Annotated in this window: 16 protein-coding genes; 9 read left to right on the top strand and 7 right to left on the bottom strand. The window is 71.5% G+C overall.

The genetic code is table 11. The features are described 5' to 3' along the window. Window positions 1–199 precede the first annotated feature (199 nt). The 6 genes from tgmA (at window position 200) to IF61_RS0116505 (ending at window position 6,078) form a co-directional block, all read left to right on the top strand. Entirely contained in the window at window positions 200–502 is a 303-nt protein-coding gene (tgmA, locus tag IF61_RS0116530; RefSeq protein WP_030367161.1) for a putative ATP-grasp-modified RiPP, read from the top strand. Continuing rightward, complete coding sequence (gene tgmB, locus IF61_RS0116525; RefSeq protein WP_030367160.1) at window positions 499–1,467, top strand: ATP-grasp ribosomal peptide maturase; 969 nt, start codon at window positions 499–501, stop codon at window positions 1,465–1,467. Before tgmA ends, tgmB begins: the two co-directional genes overlap by 4 nt. Next, window positions 1,451–2,653 (top strand): ATP-grasp peptide maturase system methyltransferase, encoded by a 1,203-nt coding sequence (gene tgmC, locus IF61_RS0116520; RefSeq protein ID WP_030367159.1) that lies wholly within the window; start codon window positions 1,451–1,453, stop codon window positions 2,651–2,653. Before tgmB ends, tgmC begins: the two co-directional genes overlap by 17 nt. A gap of 118 nt (window positions 2,654–2,771) precedes the next feature. Then, window positions 2,772–3,890 (top strand): S1C family serine protease, encoded by a 1,119-nt coding sequence (locus IF61_RS0116515; RefSeq protein ID WP_030367158.1) that lies wholly within the window; start codon window positions 2,772–2,774, stop codon window positions 3,888–3,890. A gap of 74 nt (window positions 3,891–3,964) precedes the next feature. Further along, a complete protein-coding gene (locus IF61_RS0116510; RefSeq protein WP_030367157.1) occupies window positions 3,965–4,690 on the top strand; it encodes a response regulator transcription factor in 726 nt (241 codons plus the stop codon). Continuing rightward, window positions 4,687–6,078 (top strand): sensor histidine kinase, encoded by a 1,392-nt coding sequence (locus IF61_RS0116505; RefSeq protein ID WP_030367156.1) that lies wholly within the window; start codon window positions 4,687–4,689, stop codon window positions 6,076–6,078. The genes IF61_RS0116510 and IF61_RS0116505 overlap by 4 nt, the downstream gene beginning before the upstream one ends. Window positions 6,079–6,231: 153 nt before the next feature. On the opposite strand, the gene IF61_RS0116500 is transcribed toward IF61_RS0116505, so the two are convergent. The 4 genes from IF61_RS0116500 to IF61_RS32385 all read right to left on the bottom strand — a co-directional run bounded on the left by IF61_RS0116500 (window position 6,232) and on the right by IF61_RS32385 (window position 10,602). Continuing rightward, entirely contained in the window at window positions 6,232–7,299 is a 1,068-nt protein-coding gene (locus IF61_RS0116500; RefSeq protein WP_043189426.1) for a threonine aldolase family protein, read from the bottom strand. 167 nt (window positions 7,300–7,466) lie between these two features. Continuing rightward, window positions 7,467–8,702, bottom strand: a complete 1,236-nt coding sequence (locus IF61_RS0116495; RefSeq protein ID WP_030367154.1) for an ATP-grasp domain-containing protein — start codon at window positions 8,700–8,702, stop codon at window positions 7,467–7,469. 10 nt (window positions 8,703–8,712) lie between these two features. After that, on the bottom strand, window positions 8,713–9,975 hold the full coding sequence (locus IF61_RS0116490; RefSeq protein WP_030367153.1) for an MFS transporter: 1,263 nt from the start codon (window positions 9,973–9,975) through the stop codon (window positions 8,713–8,715). Between the two features lie 165 nt (window positions 9,976–10,140). Continuing rightward, window positions 10,141–10,602 carry a hypothetical protein gene (locus tag IF61_RS32385; protein WP_043189424.1) on the bottom strand — a complete coding sequence of 154 codons (462 nt, stop codon included), beginning with the start codon at window positions 10,600–10,602 and terminating at the stop codon, window positions 10,141–10,143. A 145-nt stretch (window positions 10,603–10,747) separates the two neighbouring features. On the opposite strand from IF61_RS32385, the gene IF61_RS0116480 reads away from it, so the two are divergent. Further along, on the top strand, window positions 10,748–11,608 hold the full coding sequence (locus tag IF61_RS0116480) for a helix-turn-helix domain-containing protein (protein ID WP_030367151.1): 861 nt from the start codon (window positions 10,748–10,750) through the stop codon (window positions 11,606–11,608). A gap of 69 nt (window positions 11,609–11,677) precedes the next feature. Continuing rightward, window positions 11,678–12,106 (top strand): YidB family protein, encoded by a 429-nt coding sequence (locus IF61_RS0116475; RefSeq protein WP_245684527.1) that lies wholly within the window; start codon window positions 11,678–11,680, stop codon window positions 12,104–12,106. 48 nt (window positions 12,107–12,154) lie between these two features. Here IF61_RS0116475 and IF61_RS0116470 read toward each other — a convergent pair whose 3' ends face one another. Both IF61_RS0116470 and IF61_RS0116465 read right to left on the bottom strand, forming a co-directional pair. Next, on the bottom strand, window positions 12,155–14,023 hold the full coding sequence (locus IF61_RS0116470; protein ID WP_030367149.1) for a bifunctional metallophosphatase/5'-nucleotidase: 1,869 nt from the start codon (window positions 14,021–14,023) through the stop codon (window positions 12,155–12,157). Window positions 14,024–14,117: 94 nt separating this feature from the next. Continuing rightward, on the bottom strand, window positions 14,118–15,446 hold the full coding sequence (locus IF61_RS0116465; protein WP_342668001.1) for an RNA-guided endonuclease InsQ/TnpB family protein: 1,329 nt from the start codon (window positions 15,444–15,446) through the stop codon (window positions 14,118–14,120). A gap of 182 nt (window positions 15,447–15,628) precedes the next feature. Here IF61_RS0116465 and mshD point away from each other — a divergent pair, with 182 nt between their 5' ends. After that, entirely contained in the window at window positions 15,629–16,552 is a 924-nt protein-coding gene (gene mshD, locus IF61_RS0116460; protein ID WP_030367147.1) for a mycothiol synthase, read from the top strand. Between the two features lie 163 nt (window positions 16,553–16,715). On the opposite strand, the gene IF61_RS0116455 is transcribed toward mshD, so the two are convergent. After that, window positions 16,716–17,543: an aminotransferase class IV family protein gene (locus IF61_RS0116455; RefSeq protein ID WP_030367146.1), complete on the bottom strand. Its 828-nt coding sequence runs from the start codon at window positions 17,541–17,543 to the stop codon at window positions 16,716–16,718. Between the last annotated feature and the right edge of the window lie 106 nt (window positions 17,544–17,649).

Raw genomic sequence — 17,649 nt, 5'->3', positions numbered from 1 at the left:
AAGCTGAACGCAATGGTTCGGGCGAACCACTCCCCGCGGCCGGCGGCACGGCCGATCAACCCGGTAGTTCCGCTGACTTGGTATGAGTGAAGGCACTCCCGCCGTCGCAGCGGAACAGCAGCAACTTCCGGCCGACGCACAGTCGAGATAGCTTGCACGACCGCACAGTCTGGTCCGTCTCCACCTGGAAAGGCTCGTGATGTTCACCTACTCCGACCGGTTCCCGACCGGAACTCCGCTCCCGCAAGGGCACCGGACACCCGCCCCGTGGGGGCTGCGCCGCATCGCTCCGTACCCCCCGTTCGAGGCGCCGGAGTACACGCGCGTCGAGCTCGACCCCGCGACGCAGACGACCCGGTACCTCGACGCCACCGGCACCGTGGTGGCGGCACCGGGACACGGGACGTCCTCCGGCACCAACCCGCCCACCGGTACGACCGGTCAGGGCGACCGCAGCAGCGACTCGCCTGACAGCGACACGGGTAACGACACCGACCAGTGAACGACACCCGCCCGGTGCTAGTCGTCACCAACCTCGACGACCCGACCGCCGATCTGGTGATCGCCGAGTTGTACGACCGGGGTATCCCGGTCGTACGGTTCGACTCCGGCGACTTTCCCGCCGCTCTGTCGTGCTCCGCCTTCATCGGCGGCGACGCGGCGCAGTGGAGCGGAAGCGTGCAGACTCCCACCCGTACCGCTGAGCTCCGGGCCGCCCGGTCTCTGTACTACCGGCGTCCCTCCGGGTTCGCCTTCCCTCACCTCGACACGCAGGATGCACGATTCGCCGCGGCGCAAGCGCGGTTCGGCCTCGGCGGCGTGCTCGTCTCGCTCCCTGACTGTCTGTACGTCAACCACCCGAACCGCATCGGCGATGCCGAGTACAAGCCGGCGGGCCTCGCCGCAGCAGCAGCGAGCGGCTTCGCCGTCCCTCCCACCCTGATCACCAACCGGCCGGATGATGCCCGTGCCTTCATCAGGAAGCACGGACCGGTCATCTTCAAGCCCTTGTCCGTGCCGCTCTACCTCGTCGACGGCAAGGCGCAGACCGTACCCGTGACCGTGGTCGAGGCCGACGAGATCGATGACAGCCTCTCCGGCACCATGCACCTCTTCCAGGCCCAGGTCGACAAGTCTGCTGACGTCCGCATAACCGTGATCGGCAACCGCACATTCGCAGTGCGCATCGACTCCGGTCTGCTCGACTGGCGTACCGACTACAGCACTCACATCTACACACCGGTCACGCCACCACCGGACGTCGAGCACGCGATCTTCGCGTACCTTCGGCACTTCCGGCTCGTCTTCGGCGCCTTCGACTTCGCCCTCTCTCCCTCCGGCGAGTGGACGTTCATCGAGTGCAACCCTTCGGGCCAATGGGCATGGATGGAACCTCCCACGGGCCTGCCCATGACTGCGGCTCTCGCTGATCTTCTGGAACGAGGCACCCATGACCGCCGCCCCTGACTTCGACACCACCGCGGCCAAGCTGCGGCAGCAACTCGCCGACCACCTCACCGCCGGCGGACGGCTGCGCTCCCCGGGCTGGCGCACAGCCGTCGAGGCCGTCCCGCGCCACGAGTTCGTCTCCCGCTTCTACCGGGAAACCGACGCGCCGGGCCTGACCACATGGACACCGGTCACCCCCGAGCTCGTCGGCACTGAGGAATGGCTGCGACAGGCGTACGCCGACGACACTCTCATCACTCAGTTCGACGGCCAGGAAATCGACTGGGACGATCCGAAGCCCATCAGCAACGCGCACCCGACCTCGTCCTCGACCCTCCCCTCACTCGTGGTCCGCATGCTCGAAGAGCTACAGGTGCACGACGGCATGAACGTGATGGAGATCGGCACCGGCACGGGCTACTCGACCGCCCTCATGTGCCACCGCCTCGGCGCCGCCCGGATCACTTCGATCGAAACCGATCACGACGTCGCCGGCCGTGCCCGCGCCGCGCTCTCCCGCTGCGGCTTCGCGTCCCGCCTCGTCGTCGGCGATGGACTCGCCGGGCACGCCGAGGGCGCACCCTACGACCGGACGATCGCCACATGCGGAGTACGGCACGTCCCCTACGCGTGGGTGCAGCAGGCCCGACCCGGTGGACTCATCCTCACCACGCTCCGCGGGTGGATGCGCTCCCTCGGGCTGATCCGCCTCACCGTCGGCCACGACGGACGCGCCGAGGGGCGGTTTCTCACCGAAGACCCGAGCTTCATGATCGCCCGCCAGCAGGACGCACCTGACAGCCTCGGCACGATCCCCGCGCCCGACGAGGGCACTGCCCGGGAAACACCGCACGGGCCCGGCCTGCTCACCGGCTCTGGCAGTGGGTTCCTCGCCCAGCTCGCCATGCCTGGAGCCCGCTTCTTCTCCCTGCCCGGGAGCAACGGGACGGCGCACACCTACGTCCTCGACTCCGCAAACGGCGGCGCCTTCGCCGTCCTCACACCCACCGAAGGCGGCGGCTGGAGCGTCCGGCAGGGTGGCCGTAGCCGTGTCCGTCTCTGGGACGAGTACGAGGCGGCACTCGCGCTCTGGGGCGAGGCCGGATTTCCGGCGCCCACGGATTTCGGGGTCACCGTCGCTCCGGAGCAGCAAAGTGTGTGGCTCGGCTCCCCCGGCGGCCCGAGCTGGCGCCTCCCCGCCTGACCCGCCTCCGCCTGCCTCCGGCCACTGCCCCCGCCCTTACGCCGAGCCAACAGACTTCTCGGCCCCTTTTCAGTGCTCCCTCAGACAGTTTTCATGTACGGGCCGCAGAGTCGTCGGCATGACGGACGACACTCGCCCTTACGGCGCCCAGGAACCCCAGCCGCAGCAGCCCTACGCGTACCCGCAGCCCCCCGCGTACCCGCCGCAGCCGCCGGTCACCACGGCCAGTGGTGTGACCGTCTGGCCCGGGGACGGGGCCGGGGGCGGCAACGGCGGGGGCGGCAGCCACTACGCCGGGTTCTCCGAGCCGCAGCCGGGGTCCGCGGCGCCCGGTCACCGCAGCGGCCCCCGCGCCCGCAAGACCGGCACGCTGCTCGCCGCCGTGGCGATCGTCGCCGCGCTCGTCGGCGGCGGGTCGGCGGCCCTCGTGGGCGAGCTGACCAGCCGGGGCGACAGCACCAGCCACTCCACTCCCGTCCAGAACGCCTCCTCCAAGAGCGCGGGCGGTGTCGCCGCCGTCGCCAAGGCCGTGAGCCCCAGCATCGTGGAGATCAAGGCCTCGACCACCAGCGGGCAGTCCACCGGCTCCGGCGTCGTCATCACCGGCGACGGCGAGATCATCACCAACAACCACGTCGTCGCGGGCGCCGACACCGTGCAGGTCGCCTTCAGCGACGGCAGCAAGAAGACCGCCAAGGTCGTCGGCACCGACCCCGGCAAGGACCTCGCCCTGATCAAGGTGCAGGGCGCGAGTGGCCTCAAGGCGGCCGCCCTGGGCGACTCCGGCAAGGTCAAGGTCGGCGACGAGGTCGTCGCGATCGGCTCCCCGGAAGGCCTCACCGGCACCGTCACCAGCGGCATCGTCTCCGCCCTCGACCGCGACGTGACCGTCTCCAAGGAGGAGGGGCGCGGCGGGCAGCAGCGCGAGCGCGGCGGCCCGCAGTGGCCCTTCGAGTTCGGCGGCAACCAGTACAACGGCGACACCGGCTCCTCCAAGACCACGTACAAGGCCATCCAGACCGACGCCTCCCTCAACCCCGGCAACTCCGGCGGCGCGCTCATCAACATGAACGGCGAGATCATCGGGATCAACTCGGCGATGTACGCGCCCGCTTCCGGCGGCGGGTCCGGTGAGTCCGCGGGCAGCGTCGGCCTCGGCTTCGCGATCCCCGTCGACACCGTCAAGGCGGACCTCGCCAAGCTCCGGGCCGGAGGCGCGGGTGGCGGCAACGGCTGAGCGCGCGGCCGTGCGACGCTGAAGGCCGAGAAGCGCCCTGACCGAAGCAAGACCGCACCCGTGAGGTACCGCCGATGAGCCCCGCCGACCACGGCGACCAGCCCGCCCGCATCCTGATCGTGGACGACGAGCCCGCCGTCCGCGAGGCCCTGCGCCGCAGCCTCGCCTTCGAGGGGTACGCCACCGAGCTGGCCGTCGACGGGCTCGACGCGGTCACGAAGACCGCCTCGTACGACCCGGAGCTGATCGTGCTGGACGTCCTCATGCCGCGCATGGACGGCCTCACCGCCGCCCGCCGCCTGCGCGCCTCCGGCGTCACCGTGCCCATCCTCATGCTCACCGCCCGCGACACCGTCGGCGACCGCGTCACCGGCCTGGACGCCGGAGCAGACGACTACCTCGTCAAACCCTTCGAGCTGGACGAGCTGCTCGCCCGCATCCGGGCCCTCCTGCGCCGCAGCGCCTACGCCACGGCCGCGCCCGCCGCCTCCGCCACCCTCTCCTTCGCCGACCTGCGCATGAACCTCGACACCCGCGAGGTCACGCGCGGCGACCGGGCCGTCGAGCTGACCCGCACGGAGTTCACGCTCCTGGAGCTGTTCCTGGCCCACCCCCGGCAGGTCCTCACCCGCGAGCAGATCCTCAAGGCCGTGTGGGGCTTCGAGTTCGAGCCGTCGTCCAACTCCCTCGACGTGTACGTCATGTACCTGCGCCGCAAGACCGAGGCCGGCGGCGAACCGCGCCTCGTCCACACCGTGCGCGGCGTGGGCTACGTCCTGCGCACGGACGGCGCCGAATGATCGCGAGACTCCAGCGGCTGCCGCTCCGCTCCCGGCTGGCGCTGCTGACCGCGGCCGCCGTCGCCGTCGCCGTGGCCGCCGCGGCCGCCGCCTGCTGGCTGGTCACCCGCCAGGAGCTGGAGCACCAGCGGGACACCACCCTCACGAGCGTCCGCGCCGACGACGCCACCGTCAAGACGCTCCTGCGCAACTGCGGGTCCGTGCCCACCGGGCCGTCCACCCTCTTCCGGCCCTACACCGTGCAGATCATCACCGGCGACGGCTTCGTCTGCTCCACGATCGGCAAGTCGCCCATCAAGGTGGAGCCCGACGATCTGCTGGTCGCCCAGCGGCAGCAGGAACAGGCCCTCCACGACGCGGTGGCCCAGGACGGCACGGAGATGCGGGTCGCGACCTCGCCCGGGCCCGTGCCCGGCACAGCCGTCTCCATCGCCCAGCCCCTCCGCGAGATCGACCGGCCCCTCAACGCCCTGGCGGCTGTTCTCGCCGTCACCGCGGGCGTCGGCGTCCTCCTCGCCGCCACCGCCGGCGCGTGGATCGCCCGCGCCGGGCTGCGGCCCGTCGACCGGCTCACCGGCGCCGTCGAACACATCGCCCGCACGGAGGACCTGGCGGTCCGCATCCCCGTCGAGGGCGAGGACGAGATCGCCCGCCTGTCGCGCTCCTTCAACGCCATGACCGCCGCCCTCGCCTCCTCCCGCGACCGGCAGCAGCAGCTCATCGCCGACGCCGGGCACGAGCTGCGCACCCCGCTGACCTCCCTCCGCACCAACATCGACCTGCTCGTGCGGAGCGAGGAGACCGGGCGTGCCATCCCGCCCGAGGACCGCAAGGAACTCCTCGCCAGCGTCCGGGCGCAGATGGCCGAGCTGGCCGCCCTCATCGGCGACCTGCAGGAACTCTCCCGGCCCGACGCCGGGCCCGGCACGGAGCCCGTGCAGGTCATCGCCCTGCACGAGGCCGCCGAGCGGGCCGTCGAGCGGGCCCGGCTGCGGGGCGCGGGGCTGGCCTTCCAGGTGCGCCTGGAGAGCTGGTACGTGCGGGCCGAGCCGGCCGCCCTCGAACGCGCCCTGGTCAACCTGCTCGACAACGCCGTCAAGTTCAGTCCGCCCGGCGGCACCGTAGACGTGGCTCTGTCGTCCACCGGTGAGCTCACCGTTCGCGATCACGGGCCCGGGATCGCGCCTGATGAGCTTCCGCACGTCTTCGACCGCTTCTGGCGGTCCCCCTCCGCCCGCAGCATGCCGGGCAGCGGGCTGGGGCTGTCGATCGTCGCCCGTACGGTGCAGCAGGCCGGGGGTGAGGTGGCTTTGCGGCCGGCGTCGGGCGGGGGGACGGTGGCTTCCGTGCGGCTGCCGGGCGCGCCCGTGGCTCCGCCCGCTCTGTAGGGGCGGGGGCGGGGTGGGGCCGACCCTTCCGGGGCTGCATGATTTACGGCCCGAGCACGACGTTGACGGTGCCCCGAACGCTGCCGCAAATCACGCTTTACGCCCCTCCCAGGGCCGACCCCACCCCGCCCCCTCCTGCCCGTATTCCGGCTATCAGGCTGCGGCGAGCGCGCTCGCCGTCACCTTTGCTATCGCCTCCACCGCTACCGGAATCTGCTCCGCCGTCACGTCCAGGTGGGTGACGACTCGCACCGTCGTCGGGCCGAAGACGCTGACCCGCAGTCCGTGCTCCTCGATCGTGCGCGCCCCGAACTCCGCCGCCGTCAGGCCCGTGGCGGACACGTCGAAGAGGACGATGTTCGTCTCCACGTGCTCCGGCCGCACGGCCAGGCCCTCGATCTTCGCGAGCTCCGTCGCGAGGAGGCGGGCGTTGGCGTGGTCGTCGGCCAGCCGGTCCACGTGGTGGCGGAGCGCGTAGACGCCCGCCGAGGCGATGACGCCGGCCTGGCGCATGGCGCCGCCCCAGCGCTGCTTGAGCCGCCACGCGCTGTCGATGAACTCCCGCGTGCCGGCGAGGAGTCCGCCGACCGGCGCGCCGAGGCCCTTGCTGAGGTCGATGAAGACCGAGTCGAAGTGCTGCGCGTACGTCTTGGCCGGGATGCCGCTCGCTACAGAGGCGTTGAGCAGGCGGGCTCCGTCCATGTGCGCCCACATGCCGCGCTCGCGGGCGATGGCCGTGATCTCCTCGATGCGCTCCAGCGGCCAGACCGTGCCGCCGCCCGCGTTGGACGTCTGCTCGATGACGACACCGGTCGTCGCGGGCGCGTAGCGGCTCGGCGTGCGGATGGCCGCGCGGAACTGCTCGGCCGTGAACACGCCGCGCTCGCCCTCCAGCGCGCGGACGTTGATGCCGCTGAGCGCGGCCGGACCGCCGACCTCGTAGTTGATGATGTGCGCGGTCGCGTCGGCGAGGATCTCGTCGCCCGGCCGGGAGTGGACGGCCAGCGCGATCTCGTTGCACATGGTGCCCGAGGGCAGGAAGACGGCGGCTTCCTTGCCGAGCAGCTCGGCGGCCATGGCGGTGAGTTCGTTGACGCTGGGGTCCTCGCCCTTCTGCTCGTCACCGACCGGGGCCTCGGCCATGAAGGTGCGCATGGCGGCGGTGGGCAGCGTGATGGTGTCGCTGTAGAGGTCGATGAGGGGGCGCTGGGAAGTGCTCACGTACGTACTCATTTCGTCTTGCGAGATGGCGGTTACGGTGAGTGACGGCGCGTGGGTGTGCGCCGGTGGAGCGGCCCGTCAGGGTGCGACGGGAGTGCGGGGCGACGACTTCCCTCGCCGCCGCGGCCGGGTGCCGCGACGGCGAGGGTGGAACAGCCGGCGAGGTGCTAGTCGCCGAAGACCGGCCGCAGGTAGCCCGCCGCCGATGCCGCGCGGATGCCCGCCTCGTCGGCCGTGGCGCCGGTGCACCAGAGCGTTCCGTACTCGCTCCGCTGGTCCTTGGCGTCCGGCAGGACGTCCCCGGCCCGCGCGGTGATCCGGATGTCCCGGAGCCCGGGCACGCGGTCGGCCAGCTCGCGGCCCGCGACGTCCTCGAAGCGGCCGCCGCGCTTGGCGTACAGGGCCTGTTCGGCGGCGGCGCCGACGGGCGCGGGGGCGTTGACGGGCTCGCCCAGGTACGAGGCGATGACGCCGTCGAAGACGTTCCAGTCGAGCGCGGCGGAGACCATCGTGGAGACGTTGCGGCCCGCGAAGCGCGGGTTGAACTCGACGACCTTGGGGCCGTCGGCGGTGAGGGCGAACTCGATGTGCGCGGGGCCGTTCTCGTAGGCCATGAGGCGGGCCAGGTCGGCGCAGATCCGCTCGATCCGCTCGTGGGCCTCCGGGGAGAGGTCGACCGGGAAGCGGATGGCGAGCTCCATGAAGTACGGCAGCTCGCTCATGATGCGGTCGCTGATGCCGAGGACGTGCGGGACGCCGCCGGAGTAGAGCACCTCCGCGCTGACCACCGGGCCGATGAGGAACTCCTCGACGAGCGGCACGCCGCCCTGCCCGTCGGACTCGTCGCGCACCTCGGGGAAGTGCCAGCGCAGCTCGTCGGCGTCCGCGGCGGAGACCACGCCGTAACTGCCGGTGCCGATGGAGGGCTTGAGGACGACGGGGTAGCCGGTGGCCTCGGCCGCGGCGAGTGCGCTCTCGACGTCCGCGGCCGCGGTGCTGCGCGGCGCCGGGACGGACTCGGCGGCGCAGGCCTGCCGGAAGGCGTGCTTGTCCTGCGTCAGCAGCACGGAGGCCGTGGGCAGGAAGGGTATGCCCAGCTTCTCGGCCGCGGTGGCGGCGGGCAGCAGGTACTGCTCGTTGGGTGCGATCAGCGTGAACTCGCCGCCGTCGCGCAGCTCCTGGAAGAGCTCGGTCAGCTCCTCCGTGGAGCGCGTCTCGCGGACGTGGACCTCGATCGGGCCCGCGTCCAGGAGGTGGCGGAGCGGGTCGTTCGCGTAGCGGCCCTTGTCGCGGGTGACGAAGGTGACGCGGGCGGCGCGGCGGACCGCGGCCTCGACGAGGCGCAGGCCCGTGCCGCTGGTGAGGGCTTCGACGATGACGATGTGATCTGCTCGATCGGCCATGGTGCCGGTCTCATTTCTTGACGGGGTCGGTGTGATCGGCGCGATCGGCTCGATCGGGTTCATCGGTACGGCGGGTTCGAACCGGCTTCGCGGGGAGGGGTGTGCGGCGGCGGGGGGCGACGACTACGGCCACGGCCGTGATCAACGTGAGTGCCGCGGCTACGAGGAACGGCGCTCCGCCGGTCCAGGCGCTGTCCGAACCGCCCGCCACGGCCGTGCCGACGGCACCGCCCGCGGACTCCGCGATGCCCCACACCAGCCCGGCGAATCCGAACGCGGCGAAGCTGTTCCCCTCGGCCTTGCGGGCCATGATGCTGTCCGCCGCGGGCGACCACACGAGCTCGGAGAACGTGAACACGGCCGCGCCCACGAAGACGACGGGCCAGGCAGGCCCCCGCCCGGGCACGAACAGCACGAGCCCGCCGGCCAGCAGCACCATGCCGAGCGCGATGACGGCCCGGTCGCCGCGCCGGCCCGCGAGGCTCTGCATCCGCCGGGCCACGACGCCCTGGAACAGCACGATCAGAACGGCGTTGACGAGGAACAGCATGCTGATGACGCGCGGCGAGACGGACGTCCCGACGTACATCGGCAGCACGTTGGCGAACTGTGCGTACGCGAGCCACAGCGTCGCCGTCACGCACGACCACAGCAGCACCTGCCGGCTGGGCAGCCCGAAGCGTGCCGCGCCCTTCTCCGGCGGGACGGCCGTCACGTCGCCCGGCGCGCGGGCGGCCAGCACGGCCGCCACGGCGAACACCCCGGCCGGGATCAGCGGGAACGCACGGCCGGTGGCGGACATCAGCCAGCCGCCGGCCACGGGTCCGAGCGCCGCGCCGCCGTTGATCGCCGCGTTCAGCCGGCCGAACGCCGCGAGGCGGGTGGTCTCGTCGCACGCGCCCGCGATGAGCGCCTTGGTGCCGACGTTGGCGCAGGAGACGGCGGTGCCGTTCACGGCCAGGACGGCGAGCCAGGACGCGGCGTCGTCGAGGCGCAGCACGGCGGGCACGAGCATGACGGCACCCGCCACCAGATAGCCGCCCACGAGGACGGCCCGGAGCCGGAAGCGCACGACGACGAACTGCATGTAGACCGCGCCGGCCCGCATGCTCAGCAGGTGCACGCCGACGGCGGCCGCCGCGACCCCGACGGGGATCCCGAGCGTGCCGTGCAACCAGATGGCGAGGAACGGCGAGATCACGTAGTACGCGGCACTGCCGAGCGCCCGGGACGCCAGGGCGGACTTCATGGCGGCATTCATGGCGGACTGCATGACCGTACGGATTCCTCGGGTCGGCGGGGCCGCCGCGCTCCCCTCCTTGGCCCGGCAGCCGTTGCACACACAAGCACATACCGTACGGTCTGTTCAATGGATCAGGGTGTGACCTGTCCCTCTGTCATGTTTTTGCAAGGAAGATTGATTTTTCGGCCTTCACTTTTACGGGTGCATTGCATGAAGTCCCGATGAACACACGATTGCGTGGCCCTGCCCGTCAATACCGGTGCGGTCACCACCTTTTCCGGCGGTTCCCGGATCCTTCGCCCCTGCGGGGGCAAGCCGGCCGTCTAGCGTGGTCGGCATGTCATGCGCTCCGCGAAACCGGGACGACCACGCGACCGTGGTGACCTCCCGCCCCCGGCCGTACGACACCGTGACCCTCACCCCGAGCGGCGGCACATGCGTGAGCCGCAGCGACGTGGGCGCTCCGGAGGCCCGGTAGCCCGGGCGGTCCGGTGCGAGCAGTTTCACTACCAACCCGGCGGTTTCTTCGGCCAGTTCCTCCAGGGCGTACGCCTCCAGGACGGTGCGGACGGTGGACTGCGCGACGGTGGCGGACCGCGGGTCGTCGGGCAGGTCGAGCGTGTACGACCAAGGGGTCTGCGGCGATACCGTGGCCATGCCGGCTCCTCTGACGAGCGAGGCGGGGCGAGCAGGTGAATGGCGCGACTCACCACCGTACGCCGCTTGGCCAAAGGTATTTAGCGGCGTCGGCAGAACTACTTCGGTAAGCACCCGTGTGGGTGACGCGCGGGAGAGGCGAGAGATGCCGGTGAGGAACAGCCCGACGGCGCGTCAGCTCCGGCTCGGGGCCGAGCTGCGCAAGCTGCGCGAGCGCGCGGGGCTCACATCGACCGAGGCCGGACGGCTCCTCGGCACCAACCAGGCCCAGATCAGCAACATCGAGGCGAGCCGCTACGGAGTGAGCGCCGAGCGCCTGCGCGCCCTCGCGCGCAACTACTCGTGCTCGGACGAGGCCCTCGTCGCCGCCCTCATCGACATGGCCGGCGAGCGCAAGCGCGGCTGGTGGGAGGAGTACCGCGAGATCCTCCCGGCCGGGCTGCTGGACCTCGCCGAACTGGAGCACCACGCCGTGGCCCTGCGCGCCTCGTACGTGGCCCATCTGCCCGGGCTGCTGCAGACGGCCGAGCACTGCCGCGAGATCTTCCGCCAGATGGTGCCGCCCCTGTGCCCGCCGGAGGTCGAGCACCGCGTCTCGCACCGCATCAAGCGGCAGGCCGTCCTCTACCGCGAGCACCCCACCCCGTACACGGCCATCGTCCACGAGGCCGCGCTGCGGATGCGCTTCGGCGGGCCCGCGGTCGCGCGGGCGCAGCTGCGGCACATCCTCGGCATGAGCGAGCGCGAACACGTCCGGGTGCTGGTGATCCCCTTCGACGCGGGCGCGTTCCCCGGCTCCGGGCAGTCGACGCTGTTCGCGGTCGGCCCGGTGCCGCAGCTGGACACCGTGCACGTCGACCGCGAGCATGGCTCGGAACTGGTGGACGCCGCGGCCCAGTTGGACCGCTACCGCATGGTGCTCGACCGCATGGAGTCCGTGGCCCTCGGCGAGGCGCCGTCCCGGGACCTGATCCTGGGCATCGTCCGCGGGCTGGAGGGCAGGTGACTCAACGGCAGGTGAACGGGTGAATCGTGCTCCGGGCGGGGCGTCCGGGGGTATGGCTCTGCTACCGAGGTGATCGAGGAGGCGGCGGCGATGGGCAATGAGCTGGGAAGTCTGCTGGGCGGGCTGCTCGGCGGCGGGGAGGCCGGCAAGGGCGGCAGCCTGCTGGGCGCGCTGCTCACCTCGCTCGGCGGCGCCGGCACGCACGGCGCGGGCAGCAATCCGCTCGGCGCGCTGCTGGACACCCTCAAGGAGGGCGGCCTCGGGGAGAAGACCGACTCGTGGGTCGGCAAGGGGGCGAACCAGGAGGTCAGCGGGCCGGAGGTCGCGCAGGCCCTGCCGTACCAGGCGCTCGACCACGTGGCGGAGCAGGCGGGCGTGACTCCGGAGGAGGCAGCGGACCAGCTCGCGCAGACGCTGCCGCAAGCGGTGGACAAGCTGACCCCGTCCGGCGAGGTGCCCGAGGGCTCCCTGGAGGACCTGATCCGGCAGCAGTCGTGAGGCGGCGGGCGGCCCCGGTGTGCTCCGGGGCCGCCCGCTCCCTGAGGGTTACTTGACGACCGTGATGCGGTCGGCCGCCGGCGGGGCCAGCGGGGCGGCCTTCGACGAGTGGGCCGTCAGATAGGCGTTGAAGACGTCCAGGTCGGACGCGCCGACGCGCTTGTTCGTGCCCTCCTTGAAGGCGGGGAAGCCGTCGCCGCCGCCCATCAGGAACTCGTTGCCCGCGACGCGGTAGGTCTTCGCCGGGTCGATGGCGGCGCCGTTCAGCTTGACCGACGAGGCCACGACGCGGTCGGCGCCCTTCTTCGTCAGGTCCAGGGTGTACGTCAGCCCCTTGCTGACCTGCAGGATCTTCGGCTCGGCCGCGTTCGGGCCGCTGACCTGCTGCTGGAGCACGGCGATGAGCTGCGCGCCGGTGAGGTCCTTGCTCTGCATCATGTTGGTGAACGGCTGGACGGTGAACGCCTCGCCGTACGTCACGACGCCGTCGCCCTCGCCGCCCGACGCCTTGAAGGCCAGGTCGGAGCGGATGCCGCCGGGGTTCATGAACGCGATCTGAGCGCCCCCCTTGTCGGCCGGGGCGAGGGCCTCCAGCTGGGCGTCGGTGATGACGTCGCCGAGCGGCTTCTCGTACGCCTCGGAGCCGCGGCCGTTGATGTCGGCGGTGATGTAGCCGACGGGCTTGTCGGCGACGGGCGCCGCGAGCTTCTTCCAGTGGTCGATGAGCGCGGTCATGTCCGCGGCCTTCGGCTGGTTGCGGTCCACGACGTGGTTCGCGGTGCGCGGGTTCGAAGCGGGCTTGCCGCCCTTGCCCTTGCCGTACGCGTCGTTGCCGTACGCGCCCTGCTTGCCGTTCGTGCTCTTGACCGGGGTGCGGACGATGTCCTTGGTGCGCCGGTCGTAGGTGAGCGTGGTGTCGGTGTACAGGCGGCCGAAGGAGGCGGCCGAGGTCACCGTGCGCGGGGCGCCGGACGGGTCCGGGATGGTGCAGGCGTAGGCCTGGTGGGTGTGGCCGGTGACGAAGGCGTCGACCTTGGGCGTCACCTTCTTGGCGATCTCCACGATCGGGCCGGAGATGCCGGCGCCCGCGCCCGGGGTGTCGCAGTCGAAGTTGTACGCGCCGGAGGCCGGCATGCCGCCCTCGTGGACCAGCGTGATGATCGACTTCACGCCCTGACGGTCGAGCTCCTTGGCGTACTTGTCGATCGTCTCGACCTCGTCGGCGAACTTCAGGCCCTTGACGCCCTCGGCGGTGACGACGTCCGGCGTGCCCTCCAGGGTGAGGCCGATGATGCCGATCCGTACGCCCTTGTGCTCCCAGACCGTGTACGGCTTGAGGATCGGCTTGCCGGTCTTCTCGTCCAGGACGTTCGCGGCGAGGTAGGGGAAGCGGGCGCCCTTGAAGGTCTTGCCCTTCTCCGCGCAGCCGTCCTTCGGGTGGCAGCCGCCGCGCTGCATCCGCGTCAGCTCGGCGCGGCCCTCGTCGAACTCGTGGTTGCCCACGGAGGTCGCGTCGAGGCCGATCTTGTTCATCGCCTCGATGGTCGGCTCGTCGTGGAAGAGGCCGGTCATCAGCGGGCTGGCGCCGATGAGGTCGCCGGCGGCCGCGGTGATCGAGTACTCGTGGCCCTTGCGGGCGGTGCGCAGCGAGTTGGCGAGGTACTCGACGCCGCCGGCGGGTATGGCCTTCGTCGTGCCGTCGGGCCGGGCCTCGGTGACCGTGCCCGACGAGCCCTGCGGCGGCTCCAGGTTGCCGTGCAGGTCGTTGAAGGAGAGCAGCTGGACGTCAACCGTACGGCCGTGCGTGCCGGCGTCGGCCGGGGCGGCGGTGGCCAGGACACCGGCGGTGGCGGCGAGCGCGGCGGCGGTCGTGGTCAGCCGTCTCGCCAGGCGCTTGCGTGGCGGCGTCGCGTGCATGTGTTCCCCTTTGTGCATGTTTGCGTACGAGAGGTGGACGGAGTGGTCTGCCGCAGCTTAAAGCGGTCTCCCCGTCAGCGAGGGAGATTCCCCCCTACCTTGCGGTGGTGGGCTTGACGCGGCGAGCGCGCCTGACGACTGCCCTCTCGGCAGCCGGGATCGCCACGAGGCCGATCCGGTACAGATGCAGAACGTTCCGGGACGCATTGTGGTCGGCGTTGCCCGACCATCCGCAGTCCGGGTTCTTGCATACGAACAGGGCTTGTGTCTCCCGGCTGCCCGGTGTGGTGAAACCACATACGGAGCATCGCTGGGAGGTCCCGTGCGCCGGGACCTTGTGCAAGGCGCCGCCGCGCTGTGCGAGCTTGTAGGTCAGCATCGTGATGGTGCGGCCCCAGGCTTCAGCATGGATGGACCGGTTCAGGCCGGCCTTCTGCGCGACGTTCCTTCCCGGCTGCTCGATGGTCCCCTTAGCTGATTTGACCATGTTCGTGATCTGCAACTGCTCCACCACGACCGTGCCGTATGTGTCGGCGATGGCGGTGGTGGTCTGGTGCTGCCAGTCCTGGAGGCGTCGCCTGGCTTTTGCGCGCAACCGTGCGGCCTGGTCGTAAGTCTTGCCCAGGCGGCGGCTGGTCCGCTCGCCCGGTTTGTGGTGTGCCTTGCGCTGCGCGGCCCGGCGTTCCAGCCGGAGCAACTTGGCTTGCTCCTTCTCGGTCAGCCAATTGCCGTGCGTCCGGTGGCTGCCGTCCGAGAGGGCGAGAGGGACGGTGATACCGGCGTCGATACCGACCTCGGGTCCGGTGTGCGGTGCGGGTGCCTGTTCGAGGGTCTGGGCGCGGAAGGCGATGTGCCAGCCGAAGGCATCCTTGACCAGCCGGGCCCCGGTGATGCGGTTCTCCTCGCCGGCGCGCTTGCCGACGGGCAGGTCCTTGGTCCAGCGGAAGCGGACCCGGCCGATCTTCGGCAGATTGACCATGCCCCAGCGGCGGTGCACACGCGCGATGTGCAGATGCCGGCCCTGCGGAATGTCCACCGACATCACCGACCGGATCCGGGCCTTGAAGTTCGGCTCGTCGGCATGACCGTCCCAGCAGTTCTTCCACGCCTGGAAGTACGTCTTCAATACCGCCTGGGCGGCCTGTGCCGGGAGTGCGGCGAGGAAATCCACCTCTTTCCGGGCCTGGCGTATCGCGGCATCTGCCGCGGCAAGAGTGCGCTTGTCCTTCGGCACCATCTGCCACCAGGCATGCAGCAGGTTCCACATCGTCCGCGCAGCATGCGCCTGCCTGTCCAGCTTCAGCTCCTCGGCAGGCGAGAGTGCAAGCCGGGCGCGATGCCCGAACTTCCGCTTCACCAGGGTGGCTTGACTCACGAACGCGAGCGCATTCAGGCTTGTGACACCATGCTGGAATCCCAGCATTGATGCACGCACGAGTCGTCAGGTTGTCTAGAATTCGCGCCCACGCGGCCTACACCTCGAATGCCGGCGCGGGGCCTCAGCTCCACCATGCCCAGCAGGCCTTAAGAGATCACGCGTGACGGGTACAGCGGGCACTGGTCGGCTGTGCCGATTCGCCGTCACCCGCGTCGTAGGCTCGCACCATGAGCGACGTCACGAACAACGCGAACGGGCAGCGGTCGATCGAGGTCCTGGACGAACTCGCGCCCGGACCGGCGCAGGACGTGCTGCAGCTGATCACCGAGGCGGCGGAGACCGACGGGCAGCCGGCCGTCTCCGAGCAGGGCCGGCTGCAGCTGAAGGGGCGCCGGACCGGCGTCCGGCACGTCCTGCTGCGGACGGACGACGGACTGCTCGTGGGCTACGGCCAACTGGAGGACAGCGACCCCGTCGAGGCGCCGGCGGGCGAGCTCGTCGTCCACCCCTCGCACCGGGGCCGCGGGCACGGGCGGGCGCTCGGCTCCGCGCTGCTCCACGAGTCGGGCAAGCGGCTGCGGGTGTGGGCGCACGGCGGGCACCCGGCGGCGCGGCACCTCGCGCAGGTGCTGGGCCTGAGCCTCTTCCGCGAGCTCCGCCAGATGCGCCGCCCCCTGCACGACCTCGTCCTCCCCGAGCCGGCGCTCCCCCCGGGCGTGACCGTACGGACCTTCCGCCCCGGCGAGGACGACGCCGAGTGGCTCGCCGTGAACGCGGCGGCCTTCGCCCACCACCCCGAACAGGGCTCGCTCGTCCAGCGGGACCTCGACGACCGCAAGGCCGCCGACTGGTTCGACCCCAAGGGCTTCTTCCTCGCCGAGAAGGACGGCCGCGTCATCGGCTTCCACTGGACGAAGATCCACGCCGAGGAGGGCCTCGGCGAGGTCTACGTCCTGGGCGTGGCCCCCGGCGCCCAGGGCGGCGGCCTCGGCAAGTCCCTCACCACGCTCGGCCTCCGCCACCTGGCGGCCCAGGGCCTGCCGACGGCGATGCTCTACGTGGACGCCGACAACGCGGCGGCGGTGGCGGTCTACGAGGGGCTGGGCTTCCAGATCCACGAGACGGACCTGATGTACCGGACGGAGAGCTAGGGCCTGCCCGGCGGACCTTCACAGGGGCTGCGGGGCGGCCGGGTGGCGCCGCCCCGACCACCCTGGAGGTCACGGCCAAGCTGATCACGGTGAACTCGGAGGCGGCGCACGCGATCTTCTCGGCGCACTAGCGCCCCCCCCGGGGCCGGCGCCCGCCCCCGCCTCAGGGCGAAGTGAGCGGTTCCGCCGCGTAGGCCCGGTGGAGCAGGTCCACGAAGGACGGTGCCGGCGGCAGGGACACCGGGCCGATCCGGTGCACCGCCACGCCCGGCGTCCACGAGTTCATGACCACGGCCCCGGCCAGCCCCGGCAGGTCGGCCGTCGTGATCTCCCGGACGCGCTGGGGGACGCCGAGGCGGTCCAGCTGCCGGCGGACGATGCCCATCGTCGTGCCGGTCAGCATCTCGGCCGCGGGCCACACCACCGCCGAGCCGTCCCAGAAGGCCAGGTTCCAGATCGTGCCCTCGCTGAGCCGGCCCCGGCGGTCGACGAAGACGGCGTCGTCAAATCCCTGGTCCGCGGCCCGGCGCAGGAAGTGGGTCTTGGCCGGCTCCCCCACGTGCTTCACGGCCGGGAAGAACCGTTCGTGCTCGGCCGGCGCGAGCGCCAGCGGGCCGACCGGGCCGGACGCGGCCGGCCCGGTCCGTACCAGCACCTCGGGCTCCGCGTCCGGGTCGGCGACGGTGAACTCCCCCGCCGACGAGTACACCGTGGCCGTCAGCGAGAGGTCGGCCGGACCGCCTTCCAGGGCCGCCCGCAGGCGGGACCGCACCCGGTCGTCGGGCAGCGCCCGGCCGAACAGCTCCTTCGAGGCGGACCGCAGCCGGTCCAGGTGCAGGTCGAGGCCCCGGACCCGGCCCCCGCGCACCTGCATCGCGGTGAAGTGGGCGTAGCCCGCGAAGGCGAGCGGCGCCAGTTCCGCGACGGTCGCCGCGCGGCCGTCGCGCTGGACGACGAAAGGGGAGGCGGAAGAAGTGCCGGAAGAGGCCATGGGTGTCACTCCTGCGGTACGGGCGGCAGCGCGGGGACGGCTGCTCACGCGTCGACGCTAGAGCCTGACACCGGTGTGAAGGTCAACCCCGGCCCGGGCGGGCGCG

The organism is Streptomyces roseoverticillatus (assembly GCF_000719265.1).
Taxonomy (GTDB): domain Bacteria; phylum Actinomycetota; class Actinomycetes; order Streptomycetales; family Streptomycetaceae; genus Streptomyces; species Streptomyces roseoverticillatus.
The sequence above is the reverse complement of the archived record's forward strand: the minus strand, read 5'-3'. Positions and strand labels throughout refer to the sequence as shown.

Excerpts from the sequence above, each read along its gene's own strand:
- tgmA (WP_030367161.1), top strand. The coding sequence starts at position 200 with ATGTTCACCTACTCCGACCGGTTCCCGACCGGAACTCCGCTCCCGCAA.
- tgmC (WP_030367159.1), top strand. The coding sequence starts at position 1,451 with ATGACCGCCGCCCCTGACTTCGACACCACCGCGGCCAAGCTGCGGCAG.
- IF61_RS0116515 (WP_030367158.1), top strand. The coding sequence starts at position 2,772 with ATGACGGACGACACTCGCCCTTACGGCGCCCAGGAACCCCAGCCGCAG.
- IF61_RS0116510 (WP_030367157.1), top strand. The coding sequence starts at position 3,965 with ATGAGCCCCGCCGACCACGGCGACCAGCCCGCCCGCATCCTGATCGTG.
- IF61_RS0116505 (WP_030367156.1), top strand. The coding sequence starts at position 4,687 with ATGATCGCGAGACTCCAGCGGCTGCCGCTCCGCTCCCGGCTGGCGCTG.
- IF61_RS0116495 (WP_030367154.1), bottom strand. The coding sequence starts at position 8,702 with ATGGCCGATCGAGCAGATCACATCGTCATCGTCGAAGCCCTCACCAGC.
- IF61_RS0116490 (WP_030367153.1), bottom strand. The coding sequence starts at position 9,975 with ATGCAGTCCGCCATGAATGCCGCCATGAAGTCCGCCCTGGCGTCCCGG.
- IF61_RS32385 (WP_043189424.1), bottom strand. The coding sequence starts at position 10,602 with ATGGCCACGGTATCGCCGCAGACCCCTTGGTCGTACACGCTCGACCTG.
- IF61_RS0116480 (WP_030367151.1), top strand. The coding sequence starts at position 10,748 with ATGCCGGTGAGGAACAGCCCGACGGCGCGTCAGCTCCGGCTCGGGGCC.
- IF61_RS0116470 (WP_030367149.1), bottom strand. The coding sequence starts at position 14,023 with ATGCACGCGACGCCGCCACGCAAGCGCCTGGCGAGACGGCTGACCACG.
- IF61_RS0116465 (WP_342668001.1), bottom strand. The coding sequence starts at position 15,446 with ATGCTGGGATTCCAGCATGGTGTCACAAGCCTGAATGCGCTCGCGTTC.
- mshD (WP_030367147.1), top strand. The coding sequence starts at position 15,629 with ATGAGCGACGTCACGAACAACGCGAACGGGCAGCGGTCGATCGAGGTC.
- IF61_RS0116455 (WP_030367146.1), bottom strand. The coding sequence starts at position 17,543 with ATGGCCTCTTCCGGCACTTCTTCCGCCTCCCCTTTCGTCGTCCAGCGC.